Genomic DNA, 20,465 nt, shown 5'->3' on the forward strand with positions numbered 1-20,465 from the left:
GAGTCGCCGGCCGCGACCGACCTTCCGCCCGTCGCTGCGGAGCCGGCTCAGCGCGTCGCGGCCAGGGTCACCGGCACCGCCACCACCTTCGTACGGGAGCCGTCGACCGCCGACACCTCGTACACCTCGATGGTGCCGCTCTGCTCGGCCGACAGCCGGTATCTCACGGCCACCCGGTACCCGCCCCGGCAGCCGTTGCCGCAGGTGGCGGTGGTGAAGGCGGTGGCGAGTTGGCGGCCGGCGGCGTCAAGCACCCGGACATTGACCGTCGCCTCGAAGACGTCGGCGCTGCCGGTGACGGTGACCGGGCTGGTCACCCGGCCGCCGATGACCGGGCCGGTGACCACGATCGGTGGCAGCAGGTCGGCGTGGTCGGCACGCCCGGCCGGTGCGGCGGTGCCGAAGTCGACCTGTCGCACGGTGGGAAACTGGGTGAGGGTGTAGACCACCTGCGCCTCACGGAGCCGGGCGGTGACCGGGTCGGCCACGACGGCCAGCCGGACGGTGGCGACACCGGCGACGATCCGGCTCACCTCGGCGCCGTCCGGCAGCAGGGTGACCAGACCGGCGTCGGCCTCCCGCCGGGTCGGCCCGGCGGCCAGCTCGGCCAGGGCCAGCCGGGAGGTGGCCACGGTGGCGGGTCGGGTGCGTCGGGTCGGGACGAGCCGCCCGTCACGGACGTACCACAGCTCAAGGGTGAGGGTCTCCGGCCGGGCGACGCCGGTGGTGCCGATGCCGGGCGTGGTCGGTGCGGGGGCGTCGGTGGGCGGCGGCGCGATGGTGGCGGACGGGCCGACGCTGGTGGGAGCTGGCGCGATCGGCGCGGCGGCGGTGGGCGCTGGCCCGAGCGAGCCTGACCGCGACGGCGCGCACCCGGCGACCAGCAGCACCAGGGCGATCAGCGTCGCGGATCGGCACCGGATCATCCGGTGCCGCCCGTCAGCTCGGAGCCGCCGACGTCGGGGGGTAGCCCCGCAGACGCCCGTCCGGGCCCGGTGCGCTCTGCGGACGGGACGCCTGCGGGCGCGATGTCGGGCAGGTCGAGGCGGAATCGGGTGCCGGTGCCGGGGGTGCTGTGCACGGTCAATCGGCCGCCGAGCAGCCGGGCGTTCTCCAGGGCGATGGCCAGACCGAGCCCGCTACCGCCGCCGGATCGCGCCGGGTCGACCTTGTGGAACCGGTCGAACAGCCGGGGCAGGTGCTCTGCCGGGATTCCCGGCCCCCGGTCGTCGACGTCGATCTGCACCCGGTCACCGGCCCGGGCCGTCCGCACCCGCACCTCACCGCCACCGTGCTGCACCGCGTTGGCGATCAGGTTGCCCAGCACCCGCTCCAGTCGGCGCGGGTCGGTGCGAAGGCGCAGCGCGTCGCCGTCGACCGTGACCCGGTCGGGCCAGCCGCGAGCGGCCACGATCCGGCGTACCAGGTCCGGTGCGTCCACGTCGGTCATGTGCACCGCCTCCCGCCCGGCGTCCAGCCGGGAGATCTCCATCAGGTCCTCCACCAGGTGACGCAACCGGACCACGTCGATGACCAGCAGCTCACCGGCGCGCCGGGCATCGGTGGGCAACTGGTCGAGGTGGTCGCGCAGCAGCGAGGCCGCGCCGACCAGGGCGGTCACCGGGGTACGCAGCTCGTGCGCCACGTCGGCCGTGAACCGCCGCTCGCGTTCCTGTGCGTGATGCAGGGCGGTGATCTTCGCCTCCAGCGCCTCGGCCATCTCGTTGAACGACGCCGCCCACCCGCTGAACTCGTCCCGGCCGGCCACCGGCAGCCGGGTGGCGAGCAGCCCCTCCGTGATGGCTCGCGCGGCCCGGCTGGCCCGCCCCACCGGTTCCAGGGTGCGCCGGGCGAGGGTGTGCCCGACCGTGGCGGCGAGCAGCACCACAAGCACCCAGCCGGCGGCGAGCGCGTTGCGGAGCTGCTCCAACCCGGCCGCGAGGTCGTTCTCGTCGGTGATCACGTACAGCTCGGCGGTCGAGCCGGGAATCCGTCCGCCCACCACGAGCAGCCGTGTCGGTCCGGAGCTGCGCTGATAGCCGAGCTGTCCGGCTGCCACGGTGCTGCGCAGCCGCTCGGTCAGGTGCGGCGCGTACGCCGGGTCCGACGGCCAGGCGTTCTCGGCGATCAGCACCACGTGCCGGTCGCTGCCCTCGAAGCTGGTCAGCAGTTCGGTGCGGCGCTGCTCGGTCAGCGGCAGGAACTGCCCGGCGAGCACCAGCCGGTAGCGGGCGTCGGCCGCGGCGGCGTGCAACGACGCGTCGTAGCGGGCCTGGTGTAGCAGCAGGTACGACCCACCGGCGAGCCCTCCGGCGGAGATTCCGGCGACCAGCACGAACGCGATGGTCAGCCGGCGGCGCAGCCGGCCGGGACGGACGGTCGGTGATCCTGCCGTCGTCTCCCGTGCTGGCGTTGCACCCATCGCCGTCGGCCGCTCATCCGGCGACGAGCTTGTACCCGGTGCCGCGTACCGTGCGGATCAGCCGAGGGGCGCCCGGGTCCGCCTCGACCTTGGCGCGCAGCCGCTGCACCGCCACGTCGACCAGCCGACTGTCACCGAGGTAGCTGTGGTTCCAGACCCGGTCCAGCAGCAGCTCGCGGGTGAACACCTGCCCCGGTCGGCGGGCCAACTCCAGCAGCAGCCGGAACTCGGTCGTGGTCAGCGGCAGCTCCTGACCGTTCCGGCGGGCCACGAACGCGCCCGGGTCGATCTCCAGGTCGCCGACCCGCAACGCGCCGGGCTCGGGTGGCACCACGGCGCGGCGCAGCACCGAACGGACCCGGGCCACCAGCTCGGGCAGGTCGAACGGCTTGCGCAGGTAGTCGTCGGCGCCGCATTCGAGACCGACCACCACGTCGATGGTGTCGGTACGGGCGGTCAGCATGAGGATCGGCACCGCGCTGCTGCGCCGGATCTCCCGACACACCTGGAGGCCGTCCAGGCCGGGCAGCATGATGTCCAGCACGATCAGGTCGACGGTCCCGGCCCGCCAGGCGGTCAGCGCCTGCCGGCCGTCGGCGGCGGTGTCCACCCGGAACCCGGCGCGACGCAGCCCGAGGGCGGTGACCTCCCGGATGGAGGCGTCGTCCTCGACCACCAGCACGCGGCCGTCCATGATGCACCCAGGGTAGTCCCGGACGGCAGGTACGTCGCTCGGCGTGACGGGCGAGGGTGAGGGTCCGGCCGGCGCCGGACCCTCACCGCAGCGGTCGGTCATTCCTGCCACTGGTGCGCCACGTCGAGCACGATCCGGCTGTGGTTGCCGGGTCCGGCCAGCACGAACACCCGGAACGGTAGCCGGGCGCGGACACCGACGGCGAATGTGCTGTAGCCCTCGAAACTGCCGCCGAAGACCACGTCGCGCAGGGTCTGGTAGCGCAGCACGTTCGCCACGTGCTCGCCGGTCCGGTACGGCACCGTCGCGAGGTGCTCGTCGTCGTACGCGGGGGCGCGCAGCGAGACCCGCAGCAGCGCGCCACCGGCGGTGTACGGCGACAGCGGCAACCCTTCACCCTCGGTGTACGTCTCGCCGTAGCCGACGCTGTAGCCGGTGACCGGGCCGTCGAACTCGAACACCACCCGGTCGTGACAGTCGTGCCGACCGGTTCGCACGTCGATCAGTGGCGCGGAGCTGAGCGCCCCGGCGGTCTTGTCGGCGCTGCCCCAGGTGATTCCGCAGTACGGCGCGCCGGTCGCCGCCTGCGTGGCGGTGCTCGGCGCGGCCGTGGCGGCGATCAGCGCGGCGAGCGCCACGAGCAGCGTGGTGACGGTCCTTCTGGTCCTCATTCGGTGCTCCCTTCCAGCCCGCCTCGTCCCTGGGACGTGCGGGCTTGACCTGGTGAAATCCCACGGTCGCGCCGTTACGCCACGGCAGTTTCGCCGTGGCGTAACGCAGGGGTAACAGCGCCGGGCGGTATGACGCTTTCGCGATGACAACCATCCAGGGGCGCCCATTAATATTTACGCACATCGATTGCGGCGTGTCGGCGCGCCGCTCAGTTCGCAGGGAGTGCGTGATGATCCGACGACAACTGCTGCGCGCGGCCACCGCCGCGCTGGCGGCGGTGCTGGCGGCGACGGGGCTTCAGGTGGCCACCGCCGCCAGCGCCTCGGCGGCCCGGACCGTCTACTACGACGCCAGCCGGGCCGGCGAGTTCCGGACCAACTTCGACCAGGCCGCGCAGATCTGGAACAGTCGGGTCAGCAACGTGCGGCTGGTGCCCGGCACGCCCGCCAGCGTCACCATCTACGTCGACAGTGGCTGGCCCCGGGCGCAGGTCACCGGGCTCGGCTCCGGCCGCATCTGGATGGGCTGGCAGGCGGTCAACCAGGGCTACCACCGCACCAGGATCGCCACCCATGAGTTCGGTCACATCCTCGGCCTGCCCGACCGGCGCACCGGGCTCTGCTCCGACCTGATGTCCGGCAGCAGCGCGCCGGTCTCCTGCACCAACGCGTACCCCAGCGCCGCCGAGGCGAGCCGGGTCAACCAGCTCTTCGCCGGCAGCGTGCGCGCGTCGGCGGCGGCCGGCAGCTACACCTGGACCGAGGACGCCGGTGTCGGGATCCTGGTGGTCAACGGCCGGCCGGCGACCGAGAACTACCCGTGGCTCGTCTACACCTCCGGCTGCACCGGCACCCTGATCAAGTCCAACTGGGTGGTCACCGCGCGGCACTGCCCGACCCCGTCGTCGGTGCGGGTGGGCAGCATCAACCGCACCAGCGGCGGCACTGTCGTCCGGGTCAGCCGGGCGGTCAACCACCCGAGCATCGACGTCAAGCTGTTCCAACTCGCCAGCTCGGTCAGCTACGCGCCGGCACCCATCCCGACCACCTCCGGCGCCGTCGGCACGGCCACCCGGATCATCGGCTGGGGCCAGACCTGCGCGCCCCGCGGCTGCGGCTCCGCGCCCACCGTGGCCCACGAACTGGACACCTCGATCGTGTCCGACAGCCGGTGCAGCGGCATCAACGGTCCGTACGAGATCTGCACCAACAACACCAACGGCAACGCCGGCGCCTGCTACGGCGACTCCGGCGGCCCGCAGGTGCGCCGGATCAACGGCGTGTGGAACGTGATCGGCGCGACCAGTCGAGCCGGTAACAACAGCTCCACCTGCGCCACCGCCCCGTCCATCTACGGTGACCTGACCTCGATCCGCTCCTGGATCAACTCCCAGGTCGGCGGCCTGCCCTCCTGACCCGCGCCGCCGCGATCATGCAGGTGTGGTGCCCCACGAACGCCCCGAAACGGGCTGTTCCGGGTGCCACACCTGCATGATCGGCGAGGGTTGTGCGGGGGAGCGCGGGGTGGGGTGGGATAGTGGGCGGTCGTGACGAGGTATGGGGTGCTGAGTCTGCCGTCGAGTAACCGGGTGTACTCGGGGGCGGCCGTGGAGTTGACCCGGGCGGAGCTGGAGATCTTCGGCGACGCGGTGCTCGGTGGGCGGATCGGTGAGGTGGCGACCGCGACCATCGGCGGGGCGCGCTACATCACGTTCGAGGCCGCCGGTGGCCTCAGCGAGCAGGACGCCGCGCTGCTGGGCAACCTCTCCGGCGCGTACGCGATCTTCGAGTTCGTCGGCGAGCTGCTGCGTCCGGTGCCGGTGACCCGGCTGGACCGCTTCGACGACGACCTGCTCACCATCCAGAAGTACCCGGGCAAGACCAACGAGCAGTTCACCAAGCTGCTGCTCAACGTCACACTGCTCGCCTCGGACGGGGCCGGCGAGCTGCTGACCCGACGGTTCCGGGTGCTCGATCCGCTGTGCGGCCGGGGCACCACGCTCAACCAGGCGATGATGTACGGCTTCGACGCCGCCGGCCTGGACCGGGACAGCAAGGACTTCGAGGCGTACCAGACGTTCCTGAGCACCTGGCTCAAGCGCAAGCGGATCAAGCACCGGGTGCTGGAGTCCGGGCCGATCCGTCGGGAGCGCAAGGTGGTCGGCCGGCGGCTGCGGGTGGAGTTGGCCGCCTCGAAGGAGGCCCACAAGGCGGGCGACGTGCAGTCGGTGGACGTGGTGAACGCGGACACCACCCGGGTCGGTGAGTTCTTCCGCCCGGAGACGATCGACGTGGTGGTGGCCGACGCGCCCTACGGGGTGCAGCACGGCAGCCGTACCGCCGAGAACGGGCTGGCCCGCGACCCGCTCGCCCTGCTCACCGCCGCCGCCCCCGGGTGGGCGCGGGTGCTGCGCCCCGGTGGCGCGCTGGGTATCTCCTGGAACACGAACGTCGCCCGCCGCGAGGCCGCCGCCGAACGCCTCACCGCCGCCGGCCTGACCGTCCTCGACACCGGCCCCTGGCGCGCCCTCTCCCACCGCGTCGACCAAGCCATAGTCCGCGACGTCCTGGTAGCCCACAAACCCACCTGACCCGACCCCACCCCCGCGATCTTGCAGTTTTGGTCGTCGAAATGTGCCCTATGCCCCTCTTGCGGGGACAGAAAGCGCAAGATCGCGGGGGTGGGGGTGGGGGTGGGTCAGCGGGGTTGGGCTTGGGGGCGGGATCCGGTGGGGCCGAAGGCGGTGAGGAAACGGTCGCGGAACTCGTTCATCGGCCAGACCGGTGCGCTCGGGTCCGGGGTCAGGCCGTCCTGCCAACCCCAGTCGTTGATGCGCTGCAGCACCGCCTGGTCCTTGGTCACGATGTGGATCGGCACGTCGTGGCTCGGATTCTCGCCGGTGACCACCGGCGCGGGCTGGTGGTCACCGACGAAGACCAGCACCGTGTCGTCGTCGCCGTAGCGCTCCACGTAGGAGATGAGGGTACGCAGCGTGTAGCTGACCGAGTGCCGGTAGCCGGTGCGGGCCTGCGCCGTCGGCGTACCGATGATGCCCCGCCGGAAGACCTCGCCGTCGTCGATGGTGTCCCAGTCGACGAGCGACGGCACCTTCGTCCAGGGGGAGTGGCTGGAGACCAGGGCCAGCTCGGCCATGACCGGACGGTCCTGCTGTCCGGCCAGCTCCCGCTGATGGAACTGGTGGATGGCGAACTGGTCAGGCATCGGGGCGAAGGCGAACTTGGGGCCCTGGTAGCCCAGGTCGGGGCCGCTGTAGAACTGCTCGTAGCCGTAGAAGGCGCCCTCCGGCCATGCCTGGTTGACGGCTGGCATCACTCCGACGGTACGCCAGGAGGCGCGCCGGAACGCGTCGCCGAGGGTGAACCGGTCGGTGGCGAGCAGGTTCCGATAGCGCTGGTTGTTGTCGACCCACAGGCCGGACAGCAGGGTGGCGTGCGCCAACCAGCTCGCTCCGCCGATGGTCGGCGAGGTGAGGAAGCCGCTGCGGGTGGCGAACCCGGCCGTGGTCAACCGATCGGCGCTCTCGTCGAGCATCCGGGGAATGGACGCGAACTCGGCGTCGGTGACCGCGTCGCGGCCGTAGCTCTCCACGAAGGCGATCAGCACATTCTTGCCGCGCAGACCGGTGAGCAGCTGGTCGGCGGGCACGTCCCGGAACGGGTCCACCCCGACCTCGGTGGCGAACGCCTGGCGGTCGTACAGCCGATCCCGGACCTCGGCGGCATGCTCCTGCACGAGGATGGTGGCGTTGGTGTCGGCCATCGGCATGGCGGGCACGATCCGCGCCCCGAAGGCGGCCAGCACCGCCCAGACCACCACCAGCGTGGCAACCGCCCGGGTACTGCCGGTGCGGTGCCGGGTCAGCGCCCCGGACAGCCGTACTGCGGACAGGGCGGTCAGCAGCGGAACGGCCAGCAGCAGCAGCCCGATGCCGAGCGCGATGGCTATCGCGCCCGGTCGGCCGATCGACTCGGCCACGAAGGTGAACGCCTCGTCCAGCAGCGACCAGTCCAGCACCAGGTCGAACGGGCGACCAAGCGAGGAGTAGAAACCCAGGTCACCGACCTTCACCACGGCGACGAGCCCGAGCAGCCCACCGGCCAGCGCGGCCACCACCCGGCGGGGCCGACCGGGCAGCGCGAGCAGCAGCGCCGCCAGCAGCAGCGCCTCCAGTGGGATTCGTAGAAACGCGCCGGGTTCCAGCTGCCACGGCCGGTTGGGCAGGGTGAACGTGACAAGCACCAGCAGCGCGGCGAGCGCCGTGGCCACCCGCGCGAGGATCCGTCGGCGAATGGTGACCGGCGCTGGCCGGGACGCGGCGTCCTTGGCGTCGGTGGTGGTGCTCGGGTTCTGGTCGGCGTCGGGCGTGGACGCCGGGTCGGCGATCGACAACTGGGTCTCCCGGGTCAGCGCAGCGACAGTACGGGGGCGGTGGACAGGTCGCGCTCGTCGACCCGATCGGCCCGTCGCACGCCGATCGGCACGGTCGGCATGGTCGGCACCGCCGGCACCACAAGTGCCGGCACGGTCCGGACGGGTCGGTGCCGCCACAACCAGCTGACGTCCCGCCCGAACGACTCGACCAGTAGGACGATCGCGGCCACCAGCACGACCGTGGTCAGCATCCCGGGCAGCACCTGGGCGGCGGCGACCGCGAGCATGATCCCCTGGACCGCGGCGACCACCTTACGCCAGTACCGGTGCGGCAGCTGCGCGTTCATCCAGGGCAGCACCCAGCCGGCGACCAGGAAGACGTACCGCATCAGGCCGATGGCGAGCACCCAGGCGCCGACCGAGGGGGCGACGTAGAGGCTCAGCATCAGCACCAGGAACGAGTCGACCTCCATGTCGAACCGGGCACCGAGGGCGCTTGTCGTCCCGGTGCGGCGGGCCACCTTGCCGTCGACCGCGTCGAGGGCCAGGGCCACCGCGGTCATCGTCACCAGCAGCGCCACCGGCGCGGGACGATCGCCGGTCAGCGAGTCGGCGATCAGCGCGGTCACCGCCCCGACCAGCAGTCCCCGACCCATCGTCACCCAGTCGGCCGGTCCCAGCCGGGTCGAGCCCGCGTGACGCAGCCCACGCACGAGCGCCAGGCAGGTCACCGCCCCGTACGCCAGGCCCGCCAGCCAGCCCGCGACACCGAGACCGACCGTCGCGGCGAGCGCCGCCAGCAGCGCGATCTGGACGATCAGCCCGATTTGCGGACCGGTTCGAACTGTGGACACCGTGCCTCCGTGTTTATGATCGACGACCCCTGCCAGGGAACTACGGAAAATACGACGGATCGGTTCGGTCTGGACGCAGGTAAGGAGAAAAATCCGTGACGCGTACCGCCCTCGCCTTCTGGCTCCGGGCTCCCGGCGCGGGTGAGATCCGTCCGGTGACGTTGCCGGAACCGGACGCCGACGAGGTCCTGGTGCGCAGCCGGTACTCCGGGGTCAGCCGGGGCACCGAGACCCTGGTCTTCACCGGGAGCGTGCCCGCCAGCCAGTACGCCGCGATGCGCGCCCCGTTTCAGGATGGCGACTTTCCGGCCCCGGTCAAGTACGGCTACCTCAGTGTCGGCGAGGTCGAGCAGGGCCCGGCGCACCTGCTCGGACGTACGGTGTTCTGCCTGCACCCGCACCAGAGCGCGTACGTGGTGCCGGCGGAGGCGGTGACCGTCGTACCGGCGCAGGTACCGGCGGCCCGTGCCGTGCTGGCCGGCACCGTGGAGACCGCCGTCAACGCGTTGTGGGACGCCCCGCCCCTGGTCGGCGACCGGGTGACAGTGGTCGGGGGTGGCATGGTCGGCTGTGCGGTGACCGCCCTGCTGGCCCGCTTCCCCGGGGTACGGGTGGAACTGGTCGACACCGATCCGTCCCGCGCCGAGGTGGCCGCCGCGTTGGGTGTCGACTTCGCTGCCCCCGAGACCGCCAGCGACGGCCGTGACCTGGTGGTGCACGCGAGCGCCAGCGCCGCCGGCCTGCAACGCGGCCTGGACCTGCTCGCGCCGGAAGGCACCCTGCTCGAACTGAGCTGGTACGGCGACCGGCCGGTGCAACTCTCCCTCGGCGGGGCGTTCCACTCCGGACGGCTGAACATCCGCAGCAGCCAGGTCGGCATGGTGGCGCCGGCGCGACGCGGCAGTCGCAGCTACGCCGACCGGATGGCGCTCGCCCTGGACCTGCTTGCCGACCCGGCGTTCGACGTGCTGATCACCGGCCGGTCGCCGTTCGCGGAACTGCCCGACGTACTCGCCCGACTCAGCGGGGGCGACCTGCCCGCGCTGTGCCATCTCATCACCTACGACGGGGAGTGAACCGTGTTCAGCGTGACCGTCCGTGACCACATCATGATCGCCCACAGTTTCCGTGGCGAGGTCTTCGGCCCCGCCCAACGGCTGCACGGCGCGACGTTCGTGGTCGACGCCACCTTCCGCCGGCCGGACCTCGACGACGACGGCATCGTGGTCGACATCGGACTGGCCACCGAGCAGCTCAAGGCGGTGCTCGGCGAGCTGAACTACCGCAACCTCGACGACGAACCCGCGTTCGCCGGGCAGAACACCACCACTGAGGTGCTGGCCCGCACCATCGCCGACCGGCTCGCCGAGCGGGTGGCCGCCGGTCAACTCGGCGGCGGTGCCCGGGGCCTGACCGGGATCACGGTCACGCTGCACGAGTCGCACGTGGCGTGGGCCAGCTACGAGCGGGCGCTGCCCGGCTCGACCGCCGTCGGTGAGGGCGCCGCCTGACGTGCCGACCCTGCACGTGATCCTGCCGGGCGACATCGACGACCCGGCGTCACCCAGCGGCGGCAACGGCTACGACCGGCGGATCTGCGCCGGGCTCACCGCCGCCGGCTGGCTGGTCCGCGAGCACGCCGTGGCCGGTGACTGGCCGAGACCGTCCCCGGCGGCGCAGGCTGCGTTGGCGCAGGTGCTGGCCGGTACGCCGGACGGTGCGCTGGTGCTGGTCGACGGCCTGGTCGCCTCGGTGGTGCCGGACGTGCTCGCCGCGCACTCCGGGCGGCTGCGCCTGGTCGCGCTGGTGCACCTGCCCCGGGACGACGACACCGAGGCCCGAGCGCTGGCCGCGGTCACCGCCGTGGTGGCCACCAGCGCCTGGACCCGCGACGCGTTGCTGCGGCGGTACCCGCTGCCCGCCGAACGGGTGCACGTGGCGCCGCCCGGGGTGGACCCGGCGTCGCCGGCGACCGGCTCGGCGACCGGTTCGGCCCTGCTCTGCGTCGCGGCGGTCGCCCGGCACAAGGGGCACGACGTCCTGGTCGAGGCGCTGACCATGGTGGCCGACCGGCACTGGACGTTGGCCTGCGTCGGTCCGCTGCACCGGGAGCCGGAGTTCGTCGACCGGCTGCGCGAGCGGATCAGCGCCGGGCGGCTCACCGATCGGATCCGGCTGACCGGGCCGTTGGCCGGTGACCGGCTCGCTGCCGCGTACGCCGCCGCCGACCTGCTGGTGCACCCGTCGCGCGGTGAGACGTACGGGATGGTGGTCACCGAGGCGCTGGCGCGTGGCGTACCGGTGCTCGCCACCGCCGTCGGCGGGCTGCCCGACGCCCTCGGGCGCACGGCGGCGGGCGACCGGCCGGGTCTGCTGGTGCCGCCCGACGACCCGGCAGCCCTCGCCACGGCGCTGCGCCGCTGGCTCGACGACGCGGCCCTGCGCGCGCACCTGCGGCACGTCGCCGTCCAGCGACGGGACACCCTCGCCGACTGGAGCAGCACGATCGCCCAGATCACCACGGCCCTGAAGGAGGCGTCGGCATGAGCATCGATCTTCCGCCGGATTTCGCGCGGTGGCTAGCGTTGCGGGAACCCGCCGACGTGGCAGCCCGGTCCACCGAACTGGTCGACAAGCTGCGGGCGGCGCTGCCCGGCCACGGCCCCCTGGTGGTGCATGACCTCGGCAGCGGTACCGGCTCACTGGGCCGTTGGCTGGCCCCGCTGCTGCCCGGCGCACAGCACTGGATCCTGTACGACCAGGATCCGGACCTGTTGGCCCGGGCCCGCGCCGGCATGCCGGCCGCCGCCAGAGACGGCGCACCGGTGACCGTCGAGACGCGCCAGGGCGACCTGACCCGACTGACCGCCGCCGAGTTGGCCGACGCCGCCCTGGTCACCGCCTCGGCCCTGCTCGACATGCTTACCGCCGAGGAACTCGACCACCTGGTCGCCGCCTGCGCCGAGGCCCGTTGCCCGGCGTTGTTCCTGATCTCCGTGACCGGCACCGTGCGGTTGACCCCGGCCGACCCGCTGGACGACCAGGTCGCCGCCGCCTTCAACGCACACCAGCGGCGTACCGTCGGCGGTCGGCGGCTGCTCGGGCCGGACGCGGTCGACGCCTGTGCGGCCGCCTTCGCCCGGCACGGGGCGGACGTGGAACGACGCCCCAGCCCCTGGCTGCTCGGGCCGGAGCAGGCCGCCCTGGCGGCGGAGTGGTTCACCGGATGGCTCGACGCGGCTCGTGAGGAACGCGTTGAGCTGACCGCCCGAACCGGCGAGTACGAACGCCGTCGGCTGGCGGAGGCTGAAACCGGTCGGCTCGGGGTACTGGTCGGTCACGTCGACCTGCTGGCGCTGCCCCGTTGAACCGGCAGCCGACCAGCTACGTGCGTACAGTCAGGGAAGATCGTCATGCCGGGGAGGCACGGGTGGGGGATGAAGCTGGCGGCGCCGCACCCACGGCGACCCCGGCGGGCCGGTCGTTCTGGGGCTGGGCCCGACTGGCGCTGGGACTGGCCGTCCTCGTCGGGCTGCTCTGCTGGCTCGGCACCGGTCCGTTCCTGGCCGGACTGCGGCTGATCGACGCGCCAGCCCTGGCCGCCGCGCTCGCCATCGGCGTCCTCACCACCGTCTGCGCCGCCTGGCGGTGGAGTCTCGTCGCGGGTGGGCTCGGCGTACGGCTGCCGCTGCGGGAGGCGGTCGCCCACTGCTACCGGGCGATCTTCCTGAACGCGACGCTGCCCGGCGGGATCCTCGGTGACGTGCACCGCGCGGTGCGGCACGGCCGCGAAGTGGGTGACGTCGGACGCGGCATTCGGGCGGTGGTGTGGGAACGGATGGCCGGGCAGGTGGTGCTGGTCGCAGTCGCCGTGGTGCTGCTGTTCGCCTTCCCGTCCCCGGTGCGTCCGTTCCTGCCGGTGGCGACCGCCGTGGCGGTGGCGGTGCTGGTCGCCGTGGTGCTGGCCGCCCGCCTGCTGCCGCAGTCCGGTGCCTCCCGGTGGGCGCGCGCGTTGGGTACCGCCGTCTCGGACGTACGACGCGGGCTGCTCGGCCGGCGTACCTGGGCCGGGGTGCTGTTCGCCTCGGCGCTGGCCGTCGCCGGGCACCTCGCCACCTTCCTGGTGGCGGCACGCACCGCGGGCTCCACCGCCCCGTTGACCCTGCTGCTGCCGCTGACCCTGCTGGCCCTGCTCGCGATGGGGGTGCCGGCCAACGTCGCCGGCTTCGGCCCCCGCGAGGGGGTGGCCGCGTGGGCGTTCGCCGCCGCCGGCCTGACCGCCGCCGAGGGGGTGGCCACCGCGACGGTGTACGGCGCCCTGGTGCTCGTCGCGAGCCTGCCCGGAGCCGCCGTGCTGCTGGCCCGACGTGTCCGTGTACCAGCCACCGTCTGACGAGGAGACCCATGTCCGAATCACTGCCTGTCGCCACCATCCGGACGCAGGTCACCGTGCCGCTGCGGTTTCCCGACGGTTACACCACCACGGCCCGGCTGTTCACCTTCGACGGGCTGGTCGACGGCCGGGAGCACCTCGCCTTCGCCCTCGGCGACACCGCCGCGGCCGAACGCGGCGGCAACGTGCCACTGGTCCGGCCGCACAGCGAATGTCTCACCGGCGACGTGTTCGGCAGCCAGCGCTGCGACTGCGGGCCGCAGTTGCGTGAGGCGGTGCAGCGCATCGCCGACGTCGGCGGCTACCTGCTCTACCTGCGCCAGGAGGGCCGGGGCATCGGGCTGTACGCCAAGCTCGACGCGTACGCGTTGCAGGACGCGGGGCTGGACACCTTCGAGGCCAACGTCGCGCTCGGTCACGCCGAGGACGAACGCGACTACACCGTGGCCGCGCAGATGCTCGCCGCGCTCAGCGTCGGACCGATCGCGGTGCTGAGCAACAACCCGGAGAAGACCGAGCAGTTGGGTCGGCTCGGGATCACCGTGACCGAGCAGGTGCCCACCGGCGTGTTCCTCTCCCCGGCCAACGCCGACTACCTCGCGGCGAAGGCCAGCCGCGCGGCCCGCACCGCCGACCTTCCCTTCGTCCGGTGACCGGCCCGCCCGGGGTGGCCCGGCCGTACGTGCTGCTCAGCTGCGCCACCTCGATCGACGGCTACATCGACGACGCCACCGAGGAGCGGCTGCTGCTGTCCAACGACGCGGATCTCGACCGGGTGGACGAGGTCCGCGCCGGTTGCGACGCGATCCTGGTCGGCGCCGGAACCGTACGCCGTGACGATCCCCGGTTGCTGGTGCGCTGCGAACGGCGCCGGGCCGCGCGGGTCGCCCGTGGTCTGCCGGCGTCGCCCACCCGGGTGACCGTGACCGGCTGCGGCGACCTGGATCCGCAGGCCCGGCTGTTCACCGTCGGTGACACTGAGCGGATCGTCTACAGCGCCAGCGGCGCCGTTGAGAAGACCCGGCACCGGCTGGGCGCGCTGGCCACCGTGGTCGACGCCGGTGACCCGGTCGACCTGGTGCGGATGCTGGCCGACCTCGCCGAGCGGGGCATCGGCAGGCTGCTGGTGGAGGGCGGCGCGGGCGTGCACGGACAGTTCCTCGCGGCGGGGCTCGCCGACGAGCTGCACCTGGTGGTGGCCCCGTTCTTCGTGGGTGACCGGCGGGCACCGCGGTTCGTCGGCGAGGGCAGCTTCCCGTGGCACCCGGGTCGGCGGGCGCAGGTGGTCGAGGCGCGGCAGATCGGTGACGTGGTGCTCACCCGCTACGCCCTGTCCGAACGCTGCGAACCGACGCAGGCCGACTGACGCGCCATCTCGCGGTGTCTCTGCCGCGGCGGGTGCCGCGACATGCCGCATCTCGCGCTGTCCGGGCGGCGGGAAGGCGCGGCATGCCGCATGTCGGGGTTAGGCCCTGCCGGGCCGGACCGCCGGCTGGACTCCGCCTCGGCTCGACCGAGGACTTCGACCAGGGTCTAATCCGGGGGACGGTCGAGGAACATCAGTCGGGCCCGCTTGTCGGCCAGGTCGATCAGCGGGCCGTCGACGAAACCGGCTCGCCGCAACCGGCTGATCGCCTTGTCGTTGCGGGCGTCCGGCTCCATCACCAGACGTAGCCGGCTGCGGTCGGTGAAGACGAAGGTGACGAACTCGCCCAGCAGCGTGCCGGTGAACCCCGGTTCCGGCCGTACCGGGGTGCCGATCAGCAGGTGCCCGCCGTGGTCACCGGGGCGCACCGAGTAGCACTCGCCGACCGGGTCATGCTCCGGTTCGTAGGTCTGGAACAGCGCCACCGGGTGCCCGTCGCGCAGGGTGAGGTACGCGTGATGAGTGGAGAGCGAGTCCACGTACCGGTAGATCTCGGCGACCTGCTCCCGGTCGGCGTCGCGCATCCCCCAGAACCGGGCCCGTTCCTGACTGACCCAGGAGTGGATGACGTCGGCGTCGGTGTCGGGCTCGACCGGCCGGAAGGTGACCACGCCGAATCGGGGCACGTGTCGTTCGTAGTGGTGACGGTCAGTCATCGTGCTCCTCGGTCAGCCGGTCCCAGTCACAGCCGATCTGGATCAGGTCGCCGCTCGCCCACAGCGGCAGTTGGTCGTCGCGGTGCGGTCCACTGCCGGTGGCGCCGAGCGGCACCACCCAGCGGCTGTCGTCCCGCCGGGCCAGGTCCCAGACGTAGCGGGCCGCCGGCCCGCGCAGGCACAGGTCGGTGACTCCGGGGACGCTGGAGGTGGCCAACACACAGTCGTGGTCGCCGGAGAGCTGCGGACCCGGCGGCGCGGCCGGCTCGGGCAACGCCTGCCACGGCAGGAGGCGGTGCCGTTCGCCCCAGCACGGGAGGTCGTCGTGGGCGGCCACCTCCGCCAGGGCCTCGCTCAGCAGCTCGGCCCGATCCAGGCCGGGCAGGACGGCGTGCAGCAGCGGGGTCACCGCGTACCCGACCCGGGGGAGCAGGGCCAGCCACGGCCGGAACACCTCGGGATAGGCGGGTGGTTCGGCCAGCGTCGCCAGCGTGGGGTGGGCGGCGAGCCGGCGGGTCACGGCGGCCCGCAGGTCGGCGAAGGCGGCGGCGTCCACGCTGTCGGCGGTCATCCGGCGATCCCAGGCCAGCAGACGTTCCCGCAGCCCGGCGGCGGCCGGGCCGAGCCCGTCCAGCGTGGTGAGCAGGTCCAACAGCGGCGCGGCGGCGGCCAAATGGGTGTCGGTGTGCACGCTCGCCAACTGTTCGGCACGCCAGTCGTCGGTGGCGTCCAGCAGTTGGCGGATCCGGTCGGCCCGGTACGGCGGCGCGAACTCCACGCCGAGTTCGGCGGCGATGCCGCGGTCGTTGGCCATCACCGCCACCCGGTCGACCGGCGCCTTCGGCATGTCGTGCCAGCCCCGCCAGGCGTGGCTCGCCTCCCAACCGGGAACCACCCGCAGCCCGTTGTCCGGGTGGCGACGCGGCACCCGGCCGGCCACCCGGTGCAGCAGTCCGCCGGCCGTGTCGGCCGCGAGGACCACGTTCACCGGCTCGACCCAGCCGTCAAGCGCCGCGTCGATGTCGTCGACGGTCCGTGCCCGCAGCAGCGCCGGCAGGACGCTGAAGCCCAGCTCACCGAGGACGCGGGGCGGATAGCGCAGGCTGACCGTGACGGCCGGGTCGTCGTCGGGCCCACCGGAGATCAGCGGCCCCCGGTCGGTCTCGATCACCTCGACCTCGACCGGTGCGGCGCCGGCCACCTCGATCGTCTCGACGTGCCGGTGCGCGGGTCGCCACCCGTCCGGCCCGTACGCCTCGACCCGGTCGCCCCGGTGGCGCAGCCGTTCGGCGTACCCGTCCTGGTAGTCGGCCATCGCGTTGGTGATCGCCCAGGCGACCCCGCCGGCGTGGCCGAAGTGGGGGATGCCCGGAACGCCGGGCACGGCGAACCCGAGCACGTCGTACTCCGGGCAGGCGAGACGGATCTGCTGGTAGATGCCGGGCGCTTCGATGATCCGGTGCGGATCACCGGCGATCAGGGCGGCCCCGGTGGCGGTGCGGTCGGCGGCGAGCAGCCAGCCGTTGCTGCCCGAGGTGACGTGGTTGTCGACCGCGAACAGGCCGGTCGCCTGCGGGCCGAGTCGGCGGGCCACGTGGTCGCGCCAGAGTTTCGTGCCGAAGCCCGCGAAGAGCACGTGGTGACCGAGCCAGATCGCCAGCGGGGTCCATGGCTGCCAGCGGCCCGGCCGCAGGCCGGTGGCAGCGAACTCCGGAGCCTGCGCCGCACCGGCGGCGAGCGCGGCGTTGACCCCGTCCACGTAGCGACCCACCCATCCGGCGGTGGCCGGGTCGAGGGCGGCGTGGCAACGTCGCGCGGTGTCGTCGAGCCTCGCCCGGCGGGCGAAGCTGTCCCAGGCCACCGCGTCGGTGCCGAGAAACGAGGCGGAGGTGCCCTGGGAACGGTGCCGTTCCACCTCGATCTGCCAGGCCCGGTCCAGGGCGGTGACCCGACCCTGGGCGTAGGCCAGCGACGTGTGGTCGTCAGCGCGCAGGTGCGGGACGCCGTAACCGTCGCGGTAGCGGCGGGCGCTCACCGCGCCACCGTACCGGCTCGGGCGCGGGCTGCGGGAACCACAAGCGGCGTACCCGTCTCCGGGTCGTCGATGACCCGGCAGGGCAGGCCGAAGACCTCCTCGACCAGCTCGGCGGTGACGATCCGGCGGGGTTCGCCCGCGGCCACCACCCGGCCACCGCGCATCGCGATCAGGTGGGTGGCGTAGCGGGCGGCGTGGTTGAGGTCGTGCAGCACCGCGACAAGCGTGCGTCCCTGCTCCTCGTGCAGCCGGGCACACAGGTCGAGGACCTCGATCTGGTGGGCGATGTCGAGGTACGTGGTCGGTTCGTCCAGCAGCAGCAGGGGCGTCTGCTGGGCCAGCGCCATGGCCAGCCAGACCCGTTGTCGCTGGCCACCGGAGAGTTCGTCGACCAGCCGGTCCCCGAGGTCGTCGACGCCGGTGGCGGCCATTGACTCGGCGACGATCCGCTCGTCCTCGGGGGACCACTGCCGCAGCAGCCCCTGGTGCGGGTAGCGGCCCCGGGCCACCAGCTCGGCCACCCCGATGCCGTCAGGGGCGATCGGCGACTGGGGCAGCAACCCGAGCGTACGGGCCACGGCGCGGGCGGAGAGCCGGTGGATGTCCGCACCGTCGAGCAGCACCGCCCCGGCGGCCGGCTTCAGCAGCCGCGACAGCGCCCGCAGCAGCGTGGACTTACCGCACGCGTTCGGGCCGATGATGACCGTGAAGGAGCGGTCGGGCACGGCAACGGTGAGGTCCTCGGCGACGACGCGTCGGTCGTAGGCGAGCCGCAGCCCGTTGCCACCGAGCCGGGAGGTCGACATGCTTGTTGCTCCGTTCTCGGGTGTCGTGGTCGGGACCGGTGTCACGGTCGGGACCGGCACGGTGGTCGGCTGCGGTTCGCGGGACCGTCCGGGCATCACAGCCGGCCCGCCCGGCGCTCGGTGGCCAGTAGCCACACCAGGTAGCCGCCGCCGATCACGCCGGTCACCACGCCGACCGGCAGCTGACCGGGTAGGGCGCGCAGAGCGACCTGATCGGCGACCACGATGATCAACGCGCCGATGAGCGCCGCCGGCAGCAGGGTGACCCCGGGTGCCCGGGTGAGCCGGCGGGCGAGGTGGGGGGCGGTGAGCGCGACGAACGGCACCGGCCCGGCGGCGGCTGCGGACAGCGCCACCAGCAGCACGGCCCCGGCGAGCAGCAGCATCCGCATCCGATGCACGCTCACCCCCAGCCCGCTGGCGGCGTCGTCGCCCAGCTCGGTCATCCGCAGCGCCGGAGCGCAGGCCAGCAGCGCCGGCACCAGCACCACGAGGGCGACCAGCAGCGGCACGGCGTCGGACCAGCCGCGGCCGTCGAGGCTGCCGGTGAGCCAGAGCATCGCCCGGGAAGCGCTCATCAGCGGTACCCGGGTCATCAGGTAGCCGTTGACGCCGGTGAGGATGGCCGACATGCCGATGCCGACCAGGACCAGCCGGTAGCCGTGCACGCCACGCCGCCACGCGATCAGGTAGATGAGCAGGCCGGTGACCACGCCGCCGAGGGCCGCGGAGCCGGCGAGGGCGGCGCTGCTGCCGCCGACGGCGACCACGACGAGCGCGCCGGTTGCCGCGCCCTGGGTGAAACCGAGCACGTCCGGGCTGCCCAGCGGATTGCGGACCAGCGCCTGGAAGACGGCTCCGGCCAGGCCGAGCGCGGTGCCCACGGCCAGGCCGGTGACCAGCCTGGGCAACCGCAGCTGGGTGACGATGAACTCCTCGGCGGCGCTGCCGCCACCGGTGAGCGTGCGCAGCACGTCGGCCGGTGACATCGGGTACTCGCCATGCCCGACGGCCAGTACGCCGACGCCGACGGTGAGCAGCAGGCAGACCGCGCCGACGGCGAGGACGCGGGGATGCAACCGGACGGAGAGCCGGCCGGGCGTACGAATCACAATCATGAGCGGGTCGTCCTCGTCCTGAGCACCAGCGTCAGGAACAGCGGGCCGCCGACCACGGCGGTGATCAGGCCGACCTGAAGTTCGCCGGGACGGCCGACGACCCGGCCGAGCACGTCGGAGCCGAGCAGCAGCACCGGAGCGAGCAGCGCACAGTAGGGCAACAGCCAGCGCAGGTCGGGGCCGGTGAGGGCACGGACCAGGTGCGGCACGAGCAGCCCGACGAAGACGATAGGTCCGCAGGCTGCGGTGGCCGCCCCGCAGAGCAGGGTGATGGCGAGGATCACACCGGCTCGGGCCACGGCCGGCCGGGCTCCCAGGGCCTGCGCGGCGTCGTCGCCGAGGGCGAGCGCGTTGAGCGGCCGGGCGGCGGCCAACGCGACAAACAGCCCGACGGCGATGAACGGCAGCACCCGCAGCACCGTGCCGGTGTCGGCGCTGGCCAGTGACCCGACGGTCCAGAAGCGCAGCCGTTCCAGACCGGCCGCGTTGAGCAGCATCACCGCGCTGACGTACGAGTACAGGGCCGCGTTGAGCGCCGCGCCGGCCAACGCCAGGCGGGCGGGCGTGGCCGCGCGACCGCCGCCGACCGCGTACACCCCGACGGTGACGATGGCGGCGCCGAGCAGCGCGAACCACACCTGCCCGGTGCCGCCACCGAGGCCGAACAGGGCGGTGGCGGTGGCGATGGCGGCGGCGGCTCCGGCGTTGATACCGAGCAGACCAGGGTCGGCCAAGGGGTTGCGGGTCAGCGCCTGCATCGCCGCGCCGGCCACGCCGAGCGCGGCGCCGGCCAACAGACCGAGCAGCGTGCGCGGTAGCCGCAGCTCCCGCACCACCGCGTACTCGGCGGCGTCGCGGTCGGTCAGGGCGTGCCAGACCTCGCCCGGGGGGATCTGCTTGGCACCGACGGCCATGCTGAGCACCGCGACCGTGAGCAGGGTCAGCGCGGCCATGAGGAGACCGCTGGCGCGTAGGGCGGTGCGGCGGTGCCGGGGCG

18 protein-coding genes and 1 pseudogene are annotated in these 20,465 nt (G+C 73.1%); 9 read left to right on the forward strand and 10 right to left on the reverse strand.

All coding sequences use genetic code 11. The features are described from left to right. Positions 1–47: 47 nt before the first annotated feature. The 4 genes from ACN26Z_RS16490 to ACN26Z_RS16505 all read right to left on the reverse strand — a co-directional run bounded on the left by ACN26Z_RS16490 (position 48) and on the right by ACN26Z_RS16505 (position 3,787). Positions 48–926: a Gmad2 immunoglobulin-like domain-containing protein gene (locus ACN26Z_RS16490; protein WP_421462109.1), complete on the reverse strand. Its 879-nt coding sequence runs from the start codon at positions 924–926 to the stop codon at positions 48–50. Further along, entirely contained in the window at positions 923–2,422 is a 1,500-nt protein-coding gene (locus ACN26Z_RS16495) for an ATP-binding protein (protein ID WP_421462111.1), read from the reverse strand. Before ACN26Z_RS16495 ends, ACN26Z_RS16490 begins: the two co-directional genes overlap by 4 nt. 13 nt (positions 2,423–2,435) lie before the next feature. After that, complete coding sequence (locus tag ACN26Z_RS16500; RefSeq protein WP_421462112.1) at positions 2,436–3,116, reverse strand: response regulator; 681 nt, start codon at positions 3,114–3,116, stop codon at positions 2,436–2,438. Between the two features lie 98 nt (positions 3,117–3,214). Next, the gene (locus ACN26Z_RS16505; RefSeq protein WP_421462114.1) at positions 3,215–3,787 is read right to left on the reverse strand and encodes an AMIN-like domain-containing (lipo)protein; all 573 of its coding nucleotides are present in this window, start codon (positions 3,785–3,787) and stop codon (positions 3,215–3,217) included. Positions 3,788–4,017: 230 nt separating this feature from the next. Here ACN26Z_RS16505 and ACN26Z_RS16510 point away from each other — a divergent pair, with 230 nt between their 5' ends. Together ACN26Z_RS16510 and ACN26Z_RS16515 are read left to right on the forward strand one after the other, a co-directional pair. Beyond that, entirely contained in the window at positions 4,018–5,202 is a 1,185-nt protein-coding gene (locus ACN26Z_RS16510; RefSeq protein ID WP_421462116.1) for a snapalysin family zinc-dependent metalloprotease, read from the forward strand. A gap of 132 nt (positions 5,203–5,334) precedes the next feature. Next, a complete protein-coding gene (locus ACN26Z_RS16515) occupies positions 5,335–6,378 on the forward strand; it encodes a TRM11 family SAM-dependent methyltransferase (protein WP_421462117.1) in 1,044 nt (347 codons plus the stop codon). Positions 6,379–6,485: 107 nt separating this feature from the next. Here the strand turns inward: ACN26Z_RS16515 and ACN26Z_RS16520 are convergent. Then, positions 6,486–9,034: pseudogene (locus ACN26Z_RS16520) on the reverse strand (CDP-alcohol phosphatidyltransferase family protein). Positions 9,035–9,129: 95 nt separating this feature from the next. Between ACN26Z_RS16520 and ACN26Z_RS16525 the strand changes: the two are divergent. From ACN26Z_RS16525 to ACN26Z_RS16555, 7 genes are all read left to right on the forward strand, one after another. After that, entirely contained in the window at positions 9,130–10,110 is a 981-nt protein-coding gene (locus ACN26Z_RS16525; protein ID WP_421462119.1) for a zinc-dependent alcohol dehydrogenase, read from the forward strand. A 3-nt stretch (positions 10,111–10,113) separates the two neighbouring features. Further along, positions 10,114–10,545: a 6-pyruvoyl trahydropterin synthase family protein gene (locus ACN26Z_RS16530; RefSeq protein WP_396886713.1), complete on the forward strand. Its 432-nt coding sequence runs from the start codon at positions 10,114–10,116 to the stop codon at positions 10,543–10,545. Next, complete coding sequence (locus ACN26Z_RS16535) at positions 10,529–11,581, forward strand: glycosyltransferase family 4 protein (RefSeq protein ID WP_421462121.1); 1,053 nt, start codon at positions 10,529–10,531, stop codon at positions 11,579–11,581. The genes ACN26Z_RS16530 and ACN26Z_RS16535 overlap by 17 nt, the downstream gene beginning before the upstream one ends. Continuing rightward, positions 11,578–12,402: a methyltransferase domain-containing protein gene (locus ACN26Z_RS16540; RefSeq protein ID WP_421462123.1), complete on the forward strand. Its 825-nt coding sequence runs from the start codon at positions 11,578–11,580 to the stop codon at positions 12,400–12,402. The genes ACN26Z_RS16535 and ACN26Z_RS16540 overlap by 4 nt, the downstream gene beginning before the upstream one ends. Before the next feature lie 134 nt (positions 12,403–12,536). Beyond that, the gene (locus tag ACN26Z_RS16545; RefSeq protein ID WP_421464665.1) at positions 12,537–13,427 is read left to right on the forward strand and encodes a lysylphosphatidylglycerol synthase domain-containing protein; all 891 of its coding nucleotides are present in this window, start codon (positions 12,537–12,539) and stop codon (positions 13,425–13,427) included. Between the two features lie 11 nt (positions 13,428–13,438). Then, positions 13,439–14,080 carry a GTP cyclohydrolase II gene (locus ACN26Z_RS16550; RefSeq protein WP_093402332.1) on the forward strand — a complete coding sequence of 214 codons (642 nt, stop codon included), beginning with the start codon at positions 13,439–13,441 and terminating at the stop codon, positions 14,078–14,080. Continuing rightward, positions 14,077–14,793, forward strand: a complete 717-nt coding sequence (locus ACN26Z_RS16555) for a RibD family protein (RefSeq protein ID WP_232511096.1) — start codon at positions 14,077–14,079, stop codon at positions 14,791–14,793. Before ACN26Z_RS16550 ends, ACN26Z_RS16555 begins: the two co-directional genes overlap by 4 nt. A 167-nt stretch (positions 14,794–14,960) precedes the next feature. Here the strand turns inward: ACN26Z_RS16555 and ACN26Z_RS16560 are convergent, their stop codons facing one another. The 5 genes from ACN26Z_RS16560 to ACN26Z_RS16580 all read right to left on the reverse strand — a co-directional run bounded on the left by ACN26Z_RS16560 (position 14,961) and on the right by ACN26Z_RS16580 (position 20,421). Continuing rightward, positions 14,961–15,509: a GNAT family N-acetyltransferase gene (locus tag ACN26Z_RS16560; protein WP_421462125.1), complete on the reverse strand. Its 549-nt coding sequence runs from the start codon at positions 15,507–15,509 to the stop codon at positions 14,961–14,963. Further along, a complete protein-coding gene (locus ACN26Z_RS16565; RefSeq protein ID WP_421462127.1) occupies positions 15,502–17,544 on the reverse strand; it encodes a penicillin acylase family protein in 2,043 nt (680 codons plus the stop codon). The genes ACN26Z_RS16560 and ACN26Z_RS16565 overlap by 8 nt, the downstream gene beginning before the upstream one ends. Beyond that, on the reverse strand, positions 17,541–18,350 hold the full coding sequence (locus tag ACN26Z_RS16570) for an ABC transporter ATP-binding protein (RefSeq protein ID WP_198413132.1): 810 nt from the start codon (positions 18,348–18,350) through the stop codon (positions 17,541–17,543). The genes ACN26Z_RS16565 and ACN26Z_RS16570 overlap by 4 nt, the downstream gene beginning before the upstream one ends. A gap of 95 nt (positions 18,351–18,445) precedes the next feature. Then, positions 18,446–19,468, reverse strand: coding sequence for a FecCD family ABC transporter permease (locus ACN26Z_RS16575; RefSeq protein ID WP_093402335.1), 1,023 nt, complete (start codon positions 19,466–19,468; stop codon positions 18,446–18,448). After that, positions 19,465–20,421: a FecCD family ABC transporter permease gene (locus ACN26Z_RS16580; protein ID WP_421464666.1), complete on the reverse strand. Its 957-nt coding sequence runs from the start codon at positions 20,419–20,421 to the stop codon at positions 19,465–19,467. The genes ACN26Z_RS16575 and ACN26Z_RS16580 overlap by 4 nt, the downstream gene beginning before the upstream one ends. Positions 20,422–20,465 lie beyond the last annotated feature (44 nt).

It is taken from the genome of Verrucosispora sp. WMMD703 (genome assembly GCF_049178935.1).
GTDB classification, from domain to species: domain Bacteria; phylum Actinomycetota; class Actinomycetes; order Mycobacteriales; family Micromonosporaceae; genus Micromonospora; species Micromonospora sediminimaris.

Bases quoted from the DNA above. Each gene is read 5' to 3' on its own strand.
- ACN26Z_RS16490 (WP_421462109.1), bottom strand. From the start codon at position 926: ATGATCCGGTGCCGATCCGCGACGCTGATCGCCCTGGTGCTGCTGGTC.
- ACN26Z_RS16495 (WP_421462111.1), bottom strand. From the start codon at position 2,422: ATGGGTGCAACGCCAGCACGGGAGACGACGGCAGGATCACCGACCGTC.
- ACN26Z_RS16500 (WP_421462112.1), bottom strand. From the start codon at position 3,116: ATGGACGGCCGCGTGCTGGTGGTCGAGGACGACGCCTCCATCCGGGAG.
- ACN26Z_RS16505 (WP_421462114.1), bottom strand. From the start codon at position 3,787: ATGAGGACCAGAAGGACCGTCACCACGCTGCTCGTGGCGCTCGCCGCG.
- ACN26Z_RS16510 (WP_421462116.1), top strand. From the start codon at position 4,018: ATGATCCGACGACAACTGCTGCGCGCGGCCACCGCCGCGCTGGCGGCG.
- ACN26Z_RS16540 (WP_421462123.1), top strand. From the start codon at position 11,578: ATGAGCATCGATCTTCCGCCGGATTTCGCGCGGTGGCTAGCGTTGCGG.
- ACN26Z_RS16550 (WP_093402332.1), top strand. From the start codon at position 13,439: ATGTCCGAATCACTGCCTGTCGCCACCATCCGGACGCAGGTCACCGTG.
- ACN26Z_RS16560 (WP_421462125.1), bottom strand. From the start codon at position 15,509: ATGACTGACCGTCACCACTACGAACGACACGTGCCCCGATTCGGCGTG.
- ACN26Z_RS16570 (WP_198413132.1), bottom strand. From the start codon at position 18,350: ATGTCGACCTCCCGGCTCGGTGGCAACGGGCTGCGGCTCGCCTACGAC.
- ACN26Z_RS16575 (WP_093402335.1), bottom strand. From the start codon at position 19,468: ATGATTGTGATTCGTACGCCCGGCCGGCTCTCCGTCCGGTTGCATCCC.
- ACN26Z_RS16580 (WP_421464666.1), bottom strand. From the start codon at position 20,421: ATGGCCGCGCTGACCCTGCTCACGGTCGCGGTGCTCAGCATGGCCGTC.